The organism is Rhodococcus sp. P3_B8 (genome assembly GCF_056402775.1).
Genome location: NZ_JBFUGT010000153.1, coordinates 1 through 14,855, shown reverse-complemented (window position 1 = coordinate 14,855; position 14,855 = coordinate 1). Strand labels below are relative to the sequence as shown.

The 14,855-nt window shown below is 68.4% G+C and carries 15 protein-coding genes, 1 pseudogene and 1 riboswitch; of the genes and pseudogenes, 12 read left to right on the top strand and 4 right to left on the bottom strand.

What is annotated here, in order from left to right; translation table 11 throughout:
• The first annotated feature begins 332 nt into the window (after window positions 1–332).
• The 6 genes from AC1D1G_RS29865 (at window position 333) to AC1D1G_RS29840 (ending at window position 5,724) form a co-directional block, all read left to right on the top strand.
• Window positions 333–1,706, top strand: a complete 1,374-nt coding sequence (locus tag AC1D1G_RS29865) for an FAD-binding oxidoreductase (protein ID WP_477954882.1) — start codon at window positions 333–335, stop codon at window positions 1,704–1,706.
• Window positions 1,707–1,889: 183 nt separating this feature from the next.
• The gene (locus AC1D1G_RS29860; RefSeq protein ID WP_280783690.1) at window positions 1,890–3,008 is read left to right on the top strand and encodes a DUF4185 domain-containing protein; all 1,119 of its coding nucleotides are present in this window, start codon (window positions 1,890–1,892) and stop codon (window positions 3,006–3,008) included.
• Between the two features lie 65 nt (window positions 3,009–3,073).
• On the top strand, window positions 3,074–3,349 hold the full coding sequence (locus AC1D1G_RS29855; protein ID WP_477954880.1) for a GNAT family N-acetyltransferase: 276 nt from the start codon (window positions 3,074–3,076) through the stop codon (window positions 3,347–3,349).
• The gene (locus tag AC1D1G_RS29850; protein ID WP_280783691.1) at window positions 3,333–3,875 is read left to right on the top strand and encodes a DUF3558 domain-containing protein; all 543 of its coding nucleotides are present in this window, start codon (window positions 3,333–3,335) and stop codon (window positions 3,873–3,875) included. Before AC1D1G_RS29855 ends, AC1D1G_RS29850 begins: the two co-directional genes overlap by 17 nt.
• Window positions 3,872–4,399, top strand: a complete 528-nt coding sequence (locus tag AC1D1G_RS29845) for a DUF3558 domain-containing protein (protein WP_283335825.1) — start codon at window positions 3,872–3,874, stop codon at window positions 4,397–4,399. The genes AC1D1G_RS29850 and AC1D1G_RS29845 overlap by 4 nt, the downstream gene beginning before the upstream one ends.
• Before the next feature lie 83 nt (window positions 4,400–4,482).
• Window positions 4,483–5,724: an MFS transporter gene (locus AC1D1G_RS29840; protein ID WP_011594550.1), complete on the top strand. Its 1,242-nt coding sequence runs from the start codon at window positions 4,483–4,485 to the stop codon at window positions 5,722–5,724.
• Here the strand turns inward: AC1D1G_RS29840 and AC1D1G_RS29835 are convergent.
• Complete coding sequence (locus tag AC1D1G_RS29835; RefSeq protein WP_477954878.1) at window positions 5,717–7,270, bottom strand: carboxylesterase/lipase family protein; 1,554 nt, start codon at window positions 7,268–7,270, stop codon at window positions 5,717–5,719. The two genes, AC1D1G_RS29840 and AC1D1G_RS29835, sit on opposite strands and share 8 nt — an antisense overlap.
• 112 nt (window positions 7,271–7,382) lie before the next feature.
• Here AC1D1G_RS29835 and AC1D1G_RS29830 point away from each other — a divergent pair, with 112 nt between their 5' ends.
• The 5 genes from AC1D1G_RS29830 to AC1D1G_RS29810 all read left to right on the top strand — a co-directional run bounded on the left by AC1D1G_RS29830 (window position 7,383) and on the right by AC1D1G_RS29810 (window position 11,558).
• A complete protein-coding gene (locus tag AC1D1G_RS29830) occupies window positions 7,383–8,060 on the top strand; it encodes an NUDIX hydrolase (RefSeq protein ID WP_477954877.1) in 678 nt (225 codons plus the stop codon).
• 57 nt (window positions 8,061–8,117) lie between these two features.
• Window positions 8,118–8,213, top strand: a riboswitch (TPP riboswitch).
• Window positions 8,207–8,929, top strand: coding sequence for a TenA family protein (locus AC1D1G_RS29825; protein WP_283335821.1), 723 nt, complete (start codon window positions 8,207–8,209; stop codon window positions 8,927–8,929). (Overlaps the previous riboswitch by 7 nt.)
• Complete coding sequence (locus AC1D1G_RS29820; RefSeq protein WP_283335819.1) at window positions 8,914–9,954, top strand: ABC transporter substrate-binding protein; 1,041 nt, start codon at window positions 8,914–8,916, stop codon at window positions 9,952–9,954. The genes AC1D1G_RS29825 and AC1D1G_RS29820 overlap by 16 nt, the downstream gene beginning before the upstream one ends.
• Complete coding sequence (locus tag AC1D1G_RS29815) at window positions 9,932–10,753, top strand: ABC transporter permease (RefSeq protein WP_061044482.1); 822 nt, start codon at window positions 9,932–9,934, stop codon at window positions 10,751–10,753. Before AC1D1G_RS29820 ends, AC1D1G_RS29815 begins: the two co-directional genes overlap by 23 nt.
• Complete coding sequence (locus tag AC1D1G_RS29810; RefSeq protein WP_283335817.1) at window positions 10,746–11,558, top strand: ABC transporter ATP-binding protein; 813 nt, start codon at window positions 10,746–10,748, stop codon at window positions 11,556–11,558. Before AC1D1G_RS29815 ends, AC1D1G_RS29810 begins: the two co-directional genes overlap by 8 nt.
• A gap of 13 nt (window positions 11,559–11,571) precedes the next feature.
• Here AC1D1G_RS29810 and AC1D1G_RS29805 read toward each other — a convergent pair whose 3' ends face one another.
• Window positions 11,572–12,933 carry a WS/DGAT/MGAT family O-acyltransferase gene (locus tag AC1D1G_RS29805; protein WP_477954876.1) on the bottom strand — a complete coding sequence of 454 codons (1,362 nt, stop codon included), beginning with the start codon at window positions 12,931–12,933 and terminating at the stop codon, window positions 11,572–11,574.
• Window positions 12,934–13,111: 178 nt separating this feature from the next.
• Between AC1D1G_RS29805 and AC1D1G_RS29800 the strand changes: the two genes are divergently transcribed.
• Window positions 13,112–14,101, top strand: a complete 990-nt coding sequence (locus AC1D1G_RS29800) for an alpha/beta hydrolase (RefSeq protein ID WP_477954875.1) — start codon at window positions 13,112–13,114, stop codon at window positions 14,099–14,101.
• 21 nt (window positions 14,102–14,122) lie between these two features.
• Here AC1D1G_RS29800 and AC1D1G_RS29795 read toward each other — a convergent pair whose 3' ends face one another.
• Window positions 14,123–14,455 carry a 4Fe-4S dicluster domain-containing protein gene (locus AC1D1G_RS29795; protein ID WP_283331303.1) on the bottom strand — a complete coding sequence of 111 codons (333 nt, stop codon included), beginning with the start codon at window positions 14,453–14,455 and terminating at the stop codon, window positions 14,123–14,125.
• Window positions 14,452–14,855, bottom strand: a pseudogene (locus AC1D1G_RS29790) (pyridine nucleotide-disulfide oxidoreductase); the annotation flags it as partial. The gene AC1D1G_RS29795 and the pseudogene AC1D1G_RS29790, both read right to left, overlap by 4 nt.

The following is a 14,855-nucleotide window of genomic DNA, read 5'->3' as shown; positions in this document are numbered from 1 at the left end:
AATGTGACCTGTGTTACACCCGATTCGTCCGGTTCCTCGCGGTTCGCGGGACGCCCCTACCTGCATTTTCTCCCCCGGACCCGGTTGCATACCCCATCGCCGGAACCCCGGAAAAAATTCACCCCCCTGATCCCACATCGTGAGACTCCTACGCGTAAGTAACTAACAGATGGACTATTGAGGTCTCGCTTCCAGGCCGAACGTCCAGGTTGGAGCGATATCCGTACAAGCCGGTCGGAATCGGTTCAGTTGGACGTCTGACCAATTCGAGGACACCCGCGGCCCGCTGGGTTACCGTCGGGGCGCCCGACACCCGCATTTCAGGAGTCACGATGACGGTCACCGACGACGCACTCGCGACGCTCGCCGCCGCGCTCCCCCAGGGGTGTCTCGTCACCGATCCGGACATCCTGGTCTCCTATCGCCAGGACTGGGCGCGCGACCCCGATGCCGTCCTCCCCCTCGCCGTCGCCCGCCCCGCGACCACCGAGGAAGTCCAGGTGGTGATGCGCTGGGCGACCGAGCACCGGGTCCCCGTGATCCCACGCGGGGCGGGATCCGGGCTCAGCGGCGGCGCCACCGCCGTGGCGGGGTGCGTGGTGGTCAGCACCGAGCGCATGCGCCGGATCGAGGTGGACCCGGTCACACGGATCGCCGTCGTCGAACCGGGACTGCTCAACGCGGAGGTCAAGGCCGCGGTCGCCGAGCACGGACTCTGGTACCCACCGGATCCCTCGTCGTTCGAGATGTGCTCGATCGGCGGCAACGTCGCGACCAACGCCGGCGGCCTGTGTTGCGTCAAGTACGGCGTCACCACCGACTACGTCCTCGCGCTGCGCGTGGTCCTGGCGGACGGGACGGACGTGCGCCTGGGCGGACCGCGACTGAAGGACGTGGCCGGCCTGTCGCTGACCAAGCTGTTCGTCGGGAGCGAGGGAACCCTCGGCATCGTCACGGAGGCGACGCTGAGGCTGATCCCGGCCCAGCCGCCGTCGAGCACCCTCGTCGCGTCGTTCGCCTCCGTCCAGGCCGCCGCCGACACCGTCCTGGCCATCACCCGCACGCTGCGGCCGTCGATGCTCGAATTCATGGACCGCGCCTCGATCGGCGCCGTCGAGGACGCGCTGAAGATGGGCCTGGACCGGACGGCGGAGGCGATGCTCATCGCCCGCTCGGACGCGCCCGGTGCGATTGCGGCCGAAGAGATTTCCGTGATGGCGGACGCGTGCACAGTGAACGGCGCGTCCGAGGTATTCACCACCGACGACCCCGAGGAGGGCGAAGCCTTCGCCGCGGCAAGACGATTCGCGATCCCCGCGGTCGAGAGACTCGGCAGCCTGCTCCTCGAGGACGTCGGGGTCCCGCTCCCGAAACTGCCTGCGCTGGTGGAGGGAATCGCTGCCATCTCCCGCGAGCGTGACGTGATGGTGGCGGTGATCGCGCACGCGGGCGACGGAAACACGCACCCGCTCATCGTGTTCGACCCCGAGGACGCCGCGATGGCCGAGCGTGCCCACCTCGCCTTCGGCGAGATCATGGACCTCGCACTCTCTCTCGGCGGCACGATCACCGGCGAGCACGGCGTGGGCCGGCTGAAGAAGGCCTGGCTGCCCGACCAGTTGGGCGAGGACGTCATGGAATTGACGCATCGGATCAAGAACGCACTGGACCCACTGGGGATCCTCAACCCCGGAGCGATTCTGTAGCTACACAGTCCGGGATGCGATACCCAATGGTTACCCAAGGGGCTGGTGTGGCAGGTGAGGTATTGCTAGCGTGACCGGACCCGACTCGATTCCTCGCAGAGAGGTGCGCTCGTGACCAGACTCCGCCGTGTCGCCTCCCTGGCGATGCCCGCCTTACTTGCTTCTACCTGCACGTTTTTCACGATGACGCCCCCTGTAGCGACGGCGGCGCCGTGCCTCGGCGGAACCGGCAGCCTCGGATCGAGCGGCTCCAACCAGGGCATCAACCCCATTCCCTGGCTCAACGGAAGTGACGGTCGCCTTCCCGAGCTGCGTGGCAAAACTCAGGCTATCGCGCACATCACCGGGCCGCGCAGCTCCAACGACACGATCGGCAGGTTCCGGGTGCTCGGCACCGACCTCGGCATCATGTGGGACAACGGCGGCGGTGAGATCCTCACCGCGTTCGGTGACACCGTCGGGCTGAGCGACAACCCGCTGTGCGGTCTTGTCGGCGACTGGCGCAGCAACATCCTGTTGCGCAGCTCCGACAAGGACCTCACCGACGGGATGCGCATCGACAATTCCCCGGTCGATACCCCGAACCATTCCAAGGAGATCATCCAGAGCAAGAAGATCCCGGGTGTGGAGCAGACCGTCATCCCCACCACCGGCATCTCGGTCGGTGAGGGTCCCGGGGCGACGCAGTACATCAACTACATGTCCGTGCGGAGCTGGGGCGCCCCCGGCGAGTGGGACACCAACGCGTCCGGCATCGCGTACTCCGTGGACAACGGYGAGAACTGGGTCACCGACCCTCTGACGCTGCGACCCAACGTCCCGGGTACGGGCGCCGAGAACTTCCAGATGGGCTCGTACGTCAAGCACGACGGATTCGTCTACGCGTTCGGCACGCCGTCGGGTCGATCCGGCGACGCCCGGCTGTCGCGGGTGAAGGAAGCGGACATCCGGAACCTCACGCTGTACGAGTACTGGGACGGCAAGGCGTGGGTGAAGGCCAACGCCACCGTCGCCGCACCGGTCATCCCCGGACCCGTCAGCGAGTTGTCGGTGCAGTTCAACCAGTACCTCGGTCAGTTCGTGGCGATGTACACCGATGCCGGCAATTCGGTGGTCATGCGCCGGTCCGACCACCTCGAATCCGGCTGGAGCGAACCCGAGGTGCTGGTGAGCAGCCGGGACGTGCCCGAGCTGTACGGCGCGTACATGCACCCGTGGTCGCAGGGATCCGATCTGTATTTCCTGGCCACCACCTGGTCGGACTACAACGTCATGCTGCTGCGCACCAACCTCGCGGACTGACGGTAATCTGCGAGTGACAGCGTGCGCGGGACAGCGCGCACGCCACACGAGCAGAGGAGCGGTCTGTGGCGGCCACGGTGGAGCACGACGTGTCGGAATCCCGGTTCGAGATCTACCTCGACGGCCAGCTGGCCGGATACGCCGACTATTTCGAGCGGAACGGGGCCCGCGACTTCCACCACACCGTGACGTACCCCCAGTTCCGCGGTCAGGGTCTGGCCGCGGAAGTGGTGAAGGCCGCCCTCGACGACACGAAGGCCAGCGGGCTCACCGTGATTCCGTCGTGCTCGTTCGTCGAGAAGTACATCGCCGAGAATCCGAGCTATGCGGAGCTCGTCTGATCCGGTCCGCCTGACCGTCCGCGCGTCGTGTCTGGTCGCCGCGGCGGTCGTGCTGGCCGGCTGCGGTTCCGGCGACGGTTCCGAGACCGATCCGGCGGCGTCCGCGCCGACCACGTCGGTGTCCGCACAGCCCGGCGCGTTCGTGGGTGAATGCGGCTCGCTGACCGACGCCGAGGTGTACGAGCGGGCCGGKATCACCGCGCTCACCCCGGTGTCGCGCAACGGCATCAAATGCCGGTGGGAGGCGGACGGCGGCGAACGGTACGTGATGTTCACCTGGTACCGCGGCAGCCCCATCGACCGGGAGCGGTCGGTGGCCAAGGGCATCGGTCACGAGGTCCACGACCTCGAGATCGCCGGGCACCGCGGGTTCTCCTCGCAGAACGTCGGATTCTGCGAGGTCGCGCTCGGCACGGGTTCCGACTTCGTGCACTGGCTGGTCCGCTACGGCACGGGCACCGCACCCTCCGATCCGTGCGCGGCTCCCACCGCGCTCGGCCGGTTGACGTTGGAGAAGGTCAAGTGAGCGCCGCCCGCCGGGTCGCTGCGGCGCTGGCGTCGGCGATGATCCTGGCCGGCTGCGGCACCTCCGTCACCGGCAGTCCCCTGCCCGAGGGCGCCGCATCCTCCGACGACGGCGGCTCCCCGCAGTTCGACAAGCTCCTCCGCGAGTGCGACGCCGTCCCCAACGACAAGATCGCGGAGACCCTCCACGGCGCCGGCATCGACCAGTACTTCTTCGGCGCGGTGTGCATGTGGACGGTGTCGTCCGCCGCCGGTTCGATCGACGTCACGTTCGGCTGGTTCGAGAACAACTCGCTGCAACGCGAGCGGAGTGTGGCCGATGGGCTGGGCTACGAGGTGGAAACCACGTCGATCGCGGGCACGTCGGCGTTCAGCGCCCGGCGTCCGGGCGATTCGGCGGCGTGCGGGATCACCGCCGCCTACTCCGGCGTCATCACCTGGTGGGTGCAGCAGCGGTCGGGCACCGGCGACCCGTGCGACGGAGCGCGCACCCTCGCCGAACTGACCCTGCAACGCAACCAGTAGCGGCCGAAATTCGCTCGCGGTGGCCACGACCTCGCTGTTAGCGTCGAAGGACCACCGATCGAGCCGACCAGAGGACCCTTGCCGTGACCGCCACCGAGACGGCTGTGACTCGCCGGTTCGGGCCCCTGATCCTCCTGAACCTCGCGACGCTGTTCTCGTCCACCGGCAACGGCATCGCGATCGTCGTGCTGCCCTGGCTCGTGCTCGAGAGGACCGGTCGCGCGTCCGACGCCGCGATCGTCGCGGGCGCGGCCACCCTCCCGCTGCTGGTGTCGAGCCTGTTCGCGGGCACGTTCGTCGACCTGTTCGGGCGTCGCCGCACGTCGATGATCTCCGACTGCCTGTCCGCCCTGTCCGTGGCGGCCATCCCGGTGATCGCGAACACGACGGGCCTCACCGTGACGGTGATCGCCGTCCTCGCCGCGATCGGCGCCGCGTTCGATCCGGCCGGGATCGCGGCGCGGGAGTCGATGCTGCCGGCCGCCACGAAGTCCGCGGGCTGGTCACTCGACCGGATGAACAGCCTCTACGAGGCCAACTACAACGTGGCGTATCTCGTCGGACCCGGTATCGGCGGTGTCCTCATCGCCACCGTGGGTGCGGTGAACACGTTGTGGGTCACCGCCGTCGGCTTCGTGCTGTCCGTGGTGACCATCGCATTCCTGCGACTGGAGAACGCAGGCAGACCCGACACGTCCACGCGCCCGACGTCCATCTGGCACGGCACGCTCGAGGGCCTGAAGTTCGTGTGGCACAACCGGCTCCTGCGCACGATCGCTCTGGTCGACATGGCGGTGGTCGCGCTGTACATGCCCGTCGAATCGGTGGTGTTCCCGGTGTACTTCACCGAACTCGACAAGCCCGCGCAACTGGGTTCGGTCCTGATGGCGCTCAGCATCGGCGGCGTGGTGGGTGCCCTCGCGTACGGACCGCTCGCGCCGTATGTGTCGCGCAGGATGCTGATGGTGGTGGCGGTGACGGTGCTGGGCGCGGCCATGGTCGCGATGGCGTTCCTGCCGCCGCTGTGGGCGATTCTGGCGCTGGCCCTCCTCCAGGGTCTCGTGTTCGGTCCGGTCGGCCCGATCGCCAACTACGCCATGCAGACTCGTAGTCCGGAGCACATGCGCGGGCGCGTCACCGGGGTCATGACGTCCACCGCGTACGCCGCGGGTCCGCTGGGTTACCTGCTGGCCGGTCCCCTCCTCGACAAGTGGGGAATTCAGCCGACGTTCTTCGTGCTCGCGATCCCGGTCCTGATCATCGGGCTGGCCTGCTTCGCGCTGCCCGTCCTGAAGGAACTGGACGACAAGGTGCCCGTCAGTTGAAGCCCATGACGTCGTTGCCCCACGCGATCCGCATCTCGTGGTCCGGGTCCTTCACGAGGGTGTCCGCCCCGTCGATCAGCAACGTCGAGCGGTTCTCCTCGTCGTAGGGCGCCCAGTGCTTGGACCCGTCCAGCGCGGCGGGGACACCGTGCCGCGCGAACGCGAGCCACCGGCGCTGGATCCGGCCCGACACCTCGAGCGCCGTCTTCCGGCCGCCGAGCCAGAACGTCGGGTCGATGTTGAGGGTGTCGAAATTGCCGAAGACGTACGGGAGTTCGGTGGCGTGGCCGGCTCCGATCCGTGCGGCCTTGAGCATCGGCGTGGCCTGATCGAACCGGTACATCCACGTCGGCGAGTGCCGGCTGTGGGCGTCGGCCACCCACAGGGCGGGCATCCGGAACGCGGCGTCCCTCGACATCGCGAGCGCGCCCTTCGGCTTTCCGCGGTCCGGATACGCCGACAGGATGTCGGCGAGACGGGCGGCGGGCAGTTCCGGGTGATCGGCCGCGATCGCCCTCAGCATCTCCTGCACCGAATCCGACGTGACCGGCAGCAGAGGCGATTTCATGAACTTGAAAATCGACGACTCGTCCTTGTTGGAACCGATGATGAGAGGGATGCGGTGGGAGTGCCCCTTCTGGAACGCGGCCACCGGGTAACGGGGCAGGAAGTCACGGTCCACCACGGGCGCCATCGCGAGCGTGCCCGGAATCCTCGTCGGCACCTCGTTGACGAGCGTGTCGCTGGCCTCGATCACCGTGCGGTACGGAAGGTGCAGCAGGGTGTCGATCTGCGCGGGTTCCACGTCGAGGATGTCGAGGAACTGTTTCGCGACGGTGGCCGCCCGCTCGCTCCCGTAGACCGACGTGGCGGGCGGGCTCTGGGCGATCGCGCGGTGGAACAGCCCCTCCGCGCTCGGACACGTCATCAGCGTGGTGATCGACCCGGCTCCGGACGACTCCCCGAACACCGTCACCTCGTCCGGGTCACCGCCGAACGACGCGATGTTGTCGCGGACCCATTCGAGGGCTGCGACCTGGTCACGCAGCCCACAGTTGGTCTCGAACACCCGCTCGGCCGTCGAGAACGACGACAGGTCGAGGAAGCCGAGCGCTCCCACCCGGTAGTTGAACGAGACCAGCACGACGTCGCCGATTGTGGACAGGATGCGCCCGTTGTAGATGCCCTGAGCTGCGGTTCCCAGGCAGTAGGCACCGCCGTGGATCCACACCATCACCGGCCGCGGGGTGCCGTCGGGTCTCGGGGCCCAGACGTTGACGGACAGGCAGTCCTCGTCCATCTCGAGTCCCGCGTCGATGGGGACGGCGGTGCCGTGCCCCTGCGGCGCCATCGGGCCGAAGTCGACGCAGTCGCGCACACCCTCCCACGTTGCGGGCGGGGCCGGGGCGCGGAACCGCAGATCGCCGACGGGGGCCGCGGCGAACGGAATGCCCTTCCACGCGTAGACGTCGCCCTCGGGGTAGCCACGCACCTCACCGTCCCGCGCGCGGACGACGAGCGTGTCGCCGGACTTGTCGACCTCCACGGACGAATCTCCTCACGCATCACGTTCCGGGAATCTCTCGCCAAACTACCAACGATGAGCAGGCAGGACCGATCGAACGCGACATAGATCAACAGTGCGCTAACATTCCCGCGTGGCCGCATGGACCGATTCCGAGGGCAGGAGCCTCCTCGACTACCCGCGTCCGTCCGTAGCCGTCGACGTCGCCGTCCTCACCGTCGACGGCCCGGAACTGAAAGCTCTTGTGGTTCCGCACCGTTCGGGCCGACTCGCCCTTCCCGGCACGTTCCTCCACGAGGGTGAACGACTGCGGGACGCCGCCGAGCGGTGCCTCCGCATCAAGGCCGGCCTGACGGGCACCGTATTCCATCAGCTGGCGATGCTGGACGATCCCGGCCGCGACGATCGCGGGTGGGTGCTGTCGATGACGCACGGCGCCGCGCTGCCCCGCACGGCGCTCCCCCGCGACACGATGTTGATCACCGTCGACGACGACCGGGTGACGCAGGACCTGGCGTTCGACCACGCGGACGTCGTCGCCCTCGCCGTCGCCGACCTGAGAGAGCGGTACGCGCGGGCCGTCGACCCGTCCGGCCTGGCCGGCGACACGTTCACGGTGCTCGAACTCCGCCGGGTGTACGAGGTGGTGTTCGGGCGTCCACTGCCGAAGGACTCGTTCCGGCGGCACCTGATGCCGGCCCTCGAGAACACCGGCGACATGGCCGTCGTCGGAACCGGCCGGCCCGCGGAGATCTACCGGCGCGGCCCCGCACCCCTCCCGCCGAGCGCGGCCGCGTTCCTCGCCGGCTGAGCCCCTCCACCGACCCTGGCCTTTCCGCCCGCGGCACGGCCGGTGCTAGGGTCGGCTTGTTCTGACACGGGGTGCTCCGCACGGGCGGGGCTGAGAACACACCCGGGAACCTGCTCAGGTAATGCTGACGAAGGGATGTCAACGTTGTGAATAGCTCTGTCCAAGATGCTGCCGGCGCCGGCCAGCACGCCCGATTCACGGACCACTTGTGGGACCGGACCAAGGTGCTGCGCGAGGCGATCGACGAACTCGAGTTCCTGCGCCGCCTCGGCGACGGAACGCTGCCGTTGGACGTGTTCCGCACGTACATCGAGCAGGATTTCCTGTACCTGACCGGGTACGCGAAAGCCCTTTCACTGGTGGCCGCGCACGCGCCGGGCCCGGTCGAGGCCGGCTTCTGGGCGGGCTCGGCCGCGGAGGCCGCCACGGTCGAGGCCGCGTTGCACCAGAATCTGCTGACCAGCGGACGACTCCCCGAGTCGGACGCGGAGCCGCTGCATTCGCCTGCCTGCCTCGGGTACATCTCCTACCTGACGGCCGTCGCCGCCACCGAGCCGTACGCGGTGGCCGCCGCGGCAGTGCTGCCCTGCTTCTGGATCTACGCCGACGTCGGGCACCGGCTCGCGGCGAGCGCCCGTGAGGTGCTCTCCACCGACCCGTCGCACCCGTACGCACAGTGGGTGACCACCTACGACGCGGAGGAGTTCCACGCCGCCGTCGCGAGGGCCCGCGAACTCGTGGACGCGGCGGCCGAGGCCGCGACCGATGCCCAGCGCGAGGCGATGGCGGAGGCGTTCGTGATCGCCAGCCGCTACGAACTCATGTTCTGGGACACCGCTCTCAACAAGCAGGAATGGCCGGCGTCGTGACACTCTTCTCTCGTACCAAGCGCGCCGCCACCGCAGCCGTCGTCCTGGTCTCCGCCCTGTCGCTGCTCACCGGTTGCGCCGGTGACTCCCAGTCCGGCGACACCATCCGGTTCGCACTCGACTGGACACCGAACACCAACCACACCGGCCTGTTCGTCGCCCAGCAGGAAGGCTGGTTCGCGGACGCCGGCCTCGACGTGCAGGTGCTGCCCTACAACGACACCTCGCCCGACACCCTGGTCGACGCCGGCAACGCGGAGTTCGGGGTGAGCTTCCAGAGTTCGGCGACGTTCTCGAAGGCCGCGGGCGCACAGACCACGTCGGTGATGGCTCCGCTGCAGCACTGGGCGACGGGCATCGCGGTGAAGGCGGATCGCGCCGACATCACCCGCCCCCGGGATCTGGACGGCAAGATCTACGCCGGGTTCGCGGACCCGGACGGCGAGGAGACGCTGAAGCAGATCATCCGCAACGACGGCGGCAAGGGCGAATTCACCACCGTCACGCTCGGCACCTCGGCCTACGAGGCCGTGTACTCCGGCACCGCCGACTTCACCGTCTCGTTCTTCGGCTGGGAGGGCATCGAGGCCGAGCACCAGGGCACGCCGATGCGTTACTTCCACTACACCGACTACGGCTTCCCGGATGCGTACGCTCTCGTCATCGAGGGCAACGAGGAGTGGATGGCCGACCATCCCGAGCAGGCCCGCAAGTTCGTCCAGGCCCTGCAGCGCGGATACCAGTTCGCCGCCGACCGGCCGGACGAGGCCGCGCAGATACTGATCGACGCCAACCCCGGCGCCTTCACCGACGAGTCCCTCGTGCGGGAGAGCCAGCAGATGCTGTCCTCCGAGTACATGAAGGACAGTTCCGGCAAGGTCGGGACACAGACGGCCGAGCAGTGGGCGGGGTACTCCGGTTTCCTGTTCCAGCACGGCCTGCTCACCGGCCCCGACGGGGCACCGCTGACCACGGAACCCGACTGGTCGACGTACTTCACCAATGAGTACCTCACTCAGCCCTGACCCGAGTCTGCGCACCACGGCCCCGGGCACGTCCCCGCTGCTGCGGCGGGTGCTGCCCGCGGTCGTGGTCGTGGCACTGCTGGTCGTCGCGTGGCAGGTGTACGTGACGGTCAGCGGAATCCGGCCGCAGGTGCTGCCGTCGCCGCTGCGGGTGGTCCAGCAGGGCTGGCGGGCGCGGGACGCCATCTCCGGTCACGCCTCCGCGACACTGCAGGTGACACTGATCGGGTTCGCCGTCTCCCTGCTCTTCGCGTGGGCCCTCGCCGTACTCGTGGACTTCTCGCCGTGGCTGCGCCGCGCGTTCGTTCCGCTGTTCGTCGTGTCGCAGACACTGCCGATCATCGCGATCGCGCCGCTGATGATCATCTGGTTCGGATTCGGTCTGCTGCCGAAGATTCTCGTGATCGCCCTCGCCACGTTCTTCCCGATGACGATCGGTCTGATCGAGGGTTTCGCCGCGGCCGACCGGGAGGCGGGCGCGTTGTTGCGCAGCATGGGCGCCTCACGGTGGCAGGAATTCCGCTACGTGCGGCTTCCGTCGGCGATCCCCCGGTTCTTCACCGCCCTGCGCATCGGCATCACGTACGCCGTGGTGGGTGCCGTGTTCGCCGAATACGTCGGGGCCACGTCCGGTCTCGGCATCTACATGGCGACGCAGAAGAACTCCTTCCGCACCGACCTCGTGCTGGCGGCGGTGCTCGTGACCGCCGTGATCAGCGTCAGCCTCTACCTGCTCACCTTCGCGGTCGAGCGCGTCGTCGCCCCGTGGATCAAGAACGAAAGGGCTCGGCATGAGTGACACCGCGCGCGTCGCACTGTCCGGTCTGAGCAAGGGATTCCCGGTCCGCGGCGGCATCCGGCCCGTCCTCGACGACGTCTCGTTCACCGTCGAACCGGGTGAGTTCGTGTCGGTGATCGGCCCCAGCGGGTGTGGGAAGAGCACCGCGTTCTCCATGCTCGCCGGTCTCGATCAACCCGACTCCGGCACCGTCACGATCGGCGGCGAACCGGTGCGTCCCGCGGGAAGTGGTCCCGCGAAATGCGCGTACATGCCGCAAAAGGACCTGCTGTTCCCGTGGCGCACCGTCCTCGACAACACCACTCTCGGACTAGAGGTGCAGGGCGTGCCCCGGAAGCAGGCGCGGGACAAGGCCCGGGAATTGTTCTCAGTGTTCGGTCTCGGCGGATTCGAGGACGCCCGCCCCAGCCAGCTGTCCGGCGGGATGCGGCAGCGGGCCGCGATGCTGCGGACCGTCGTCCAGGACCGTCCGGTGCTGCTGCTCGACGAGCCSTTCGGCGCTCTGGATTCGTTGACCCGCACCGAGATGCAGACCTGGTTGCAGGACGTCTGGCAGCGCTACCGGTGGACGGTGCTGATGATCACCCACGACATCCGGGAGGCCGTCTACCTGTCGGACCGGGTGGTCGTGCTGTCCGCGCGGCCCGCCACCGTGCGGCGCGAGGTGACGGTGGGCCTGCCGCGTCCCCGCGAATTGTCGATGATGACGTCGCCCGAGTTCGCGGACGTCGAACACGAATTGCTCGGGGTGCTCCACGAGGAGTCGCGGCGGGCACTCGTCGAGCAGGAGTCGGCCCGGCGCTGAAACAGGCCGCGTCTCAGAGCACTGCCGCCTCGAGCTCGCCCAGAGCCGTCTCGAGATAGAAGAGGATGCGCTGCAGGCTCGGCACCGAACGGCGGCACCCGATGACACCGAAATCGAGGTTGCCGCCGTTGGTGGTGAGTGTGATGTTGAGCGCCTGCCCGTCCAGCACCACCGACGTCGGATAGATGCCGTCCAGCCGGGACCCGTTCCAGTACATGGTCTTCCGCGGCCCCGGGACGTTGGAGATGATCACGTTGAACGGCGGCGGCGTGAAGCGGACGAACCCCGGCACCGGTGTCAGAGCGATCGGCGACATGTTGAAAGCGGACCACGCCAGCGCCTRCATCGAGGTGAGGCTGCCGAACAGCTCCTTCCCCTGGGACATGGAGGCGGAGATCGCCGTCAGACGTTCGGCCGGGTCGTCGACGTCCGTCGCCAGGTTGCACAGCGTGACCCCCACCGCGTTACCGCCGGCGTCGGCCTGCTGCTCGTCGCGCAACGACACCGGAACCATCGCGATAAGCGGCTCGTCGGGCAGCGCGTTCTGTTCCTCGAGGTACCCCCGCAACGCCCCGGCGCACATGGCCATCACGACGTCGTTGACACTGACCCCCGCCGCCTTCCGGACGGCGTGGACGCGTTCGAGCGGCCAGGACTGCGCGGCGAACCGGCGCGCGCCACCGATCGGGACGTTCAGCATGGTGCGGGGCGCCTCGTACGGAAACCTCATGTCGTGCTGCCCCATCGCGGTGCGGGCGATGCGCAGCGACGCAGGCGCGAGACCGGCCACCTCACCGACCGTGCGACGGACCCCGTTCACCACCGACCAGAGGTCGGGGGCGGGGGCGGAACCGTTGGCCGACGCCCTGCGCGGCAGGTTCCACGGCGGCGGTGCGTCGCGCACGTCCGGGTCGGTCGACAGCGTCCGCATCAGCAGCCGCAAACCGGAGACCCCGTCCATCAGCGAGTGGTGCATCTTGGTGTAGATCGCGAACCGGCCGTCGCTGAGACCCTCGATCAGATACATCTCCCACAGCGGGCGATGACGGTCCAGCAGCGTGCCGTGCAACCGGGACGTCAGCGTCAGCAGTTCCCGGACCCGGTACGGGGCCGGCAGCGCCGAATGACGCACGTGGTATTCGAGATCGACGTCCGACTCGTCGGCCCACCACAGGTTCCCGAGACTGCCGACGGGGCCCGCAGGCTTCTTCCGAAAGGTGGGGTCGACGTCCGTGTGCTTCAGCAGAGTTTCGTGCATCGACTTCACGTAGTCGGGGCCGGCATCCTCCGGCGGTGTGAACAATTCGAGCGATCCCACGTGCATCGGATGCTCTCGCGATTCGCCGAGAAGGAATATCGAATCGGTAACCGGCATGATCCCCACCTGGACGTTCACCCCCACTCGGTCACTATCCCATTACGACTTCCGCCTGGATGCTACGTCGGGCGTAGCGTCCGTGCGACCAACTTCGATGTAGACCGTACGGCGCAAAGAGGTGGAAAACCTAAAGGCAGCAAGTCGATGGGCACCGAGGCCGGATCGGAGGCAGGCAATGAGCACTGCGACTTACGAATTCTGCCCGTCACCCCTCCCGGTGACGCGGCGGGAGTTCGCCGGAACCAGCCTGCAGTCGACGGCCCTCGCCCACACACTCCGCCGCACGGTCCGGCCGTTCCTGAACGGGTGGGCGCGCTACCCTGAACTGCCGTGGCCCACGGGAGTCGTCGACCTGTTCGGGTACTCGCTCGGCCCCATCCGCGGAACCGTGCGCAGGCCCATCCGGCTGCCGCACTGCCGMGCCGAATGGATCCGGCCTCCGGGTGAGCTCGGCGACCGGGCGATCCTCTACCTCCACGGCGGGGCGTTCCTGTGCTGCGGGATCAATTCTCACCGCCAGATGGTGTCCCGGATCGCGGCGGAGTCGCAGGCGTCGACGCTGAACGTCGCGTACCGGATGATCCCGAGGAACCCCATCCGGGCGGCCGTCGAGGACGGTGTCGACGGGTACCGGTGGCTGCTCTCGCACGGGTACACCGCGGACCGCATCGTCATCGCCGGCGACTCGGCAGGCGGGTTCCTGACGTTCATGGTGACGCTCGAAGCCCTGCGCCAGGGGTTGCCGCGTCCCGCCGCCGACGTCGCGCTGTCGCCGCTGACCGACCTCGACCCGGTGAACAAGCTGGCCCATCCCAACGCCGACCTCTGCGCCGTCTTCCCCAAACGCGCGGTCGGTGCCCTGTCCAGGCTGATCGAAAGGCTGGACACCAGGGGCGGGCACGAGCCGTCCACGTCACCCGTGGACGGCTCCCTCGCCGCCATGCCGCCGGCGCTGATCCAGACCGGCTCGCAGGAAATGGTCTACGTCGACGCGGAACTGATGTCCGAGCGGCTGTCCCAGGCGGGTGTGCCGTGCGAACTGCAGGTATGGGAGCGACAGGTGCACGTCTTCCAGGCCGCCGCCGGACTGCTCCCCGAGGGCACCCGCGCCATCCGCGAGATCGGTCGGTTCATCCGCAAGGCCACACCCGTGAGTACTTCTTAACCGCCGGACGTTGACAAGTACTCACGGGGTGAAGAGGTGATTCCGGTCGAGCGTGGACCCCGGCGTGCGACGGCCACCCCACCCGATCACGGCGCGGTAGGCGCCGAGCGCCCCGGACGCGGCCAAACCCTCGGCGTCGGTGTGCGTCGAGTCCTCGGGAACCGGGGTGTCGAACGGCGCGACGTACAGCGCGTCGGTCGGACAGTTCGCCTCACACATGAAGCATGTCTGACAGTCCTCCTGATGCGCGACGACGGGAACCCCGTCCGTGCCGCGGCGGAAGACGTCCGTCGGGCAGACCTTGATGCAGATGTCGCACTGCACGCAGCGGTCGGCGACGACGACCTCGATCACGACGCGACCGTCCGGGCCTCGGCGGTGCCGTGTTCCGGACGCACCCACACCTCGCCCAGCCCGCCCGACAGCAGTCGACGGGTCTGCGCCGGGTCGGTGTCCGGCAGGTCGGTGCGCACGTGCATCCCCCGGGTCTCGGTCCGCGCCAGCGCGGAGTGCGTCGCCCACCGCGCGACGGCGAGCATCGCGGCGGCCGAACGTGCCTGCAGCAGCTCCCGTTCGGTGCCGCCGAGCAGATCGGCGGCGCCCGACCAGGCCTCGTCGAGGGCGGTCACGCTGTCCTGCAGGCTCGTTGCGCTGCGCCGGTAGCTGCGTCGCAGCGGCAGGGTGTGCTCCTGCACCAGTCCGACGATGGAGCGCGACGCCTGCCGGCGGGCGGACGGTCCGCGCAGGCCTGCCG

Bases quoted from the DNA above. Each gene is read 5' to 3' on its own strand.
- AC1D1G_RS29865 (WP_477954882.1), top strand. From the start codon at position 333: ATGACGGTCACCGACGACGCACTCGCGACGCTCGCCGCCGCGCTCCCC.
- AC1D1G_RS29820 (WP_283335819.1), top strand. From the start codon at position 8,914: ATGGCCGGCGTCGTGACACTCTTCTCTCGTACCAAGCGCGCCGCCACC.
- AC1D1G_RS29815 (WP_061044482.1), top strand. From the start codon at position 9,932: ATGAGTACCTCACTCAGCCCTGACCCGAGTCTGCGCACCACGGCCCCG.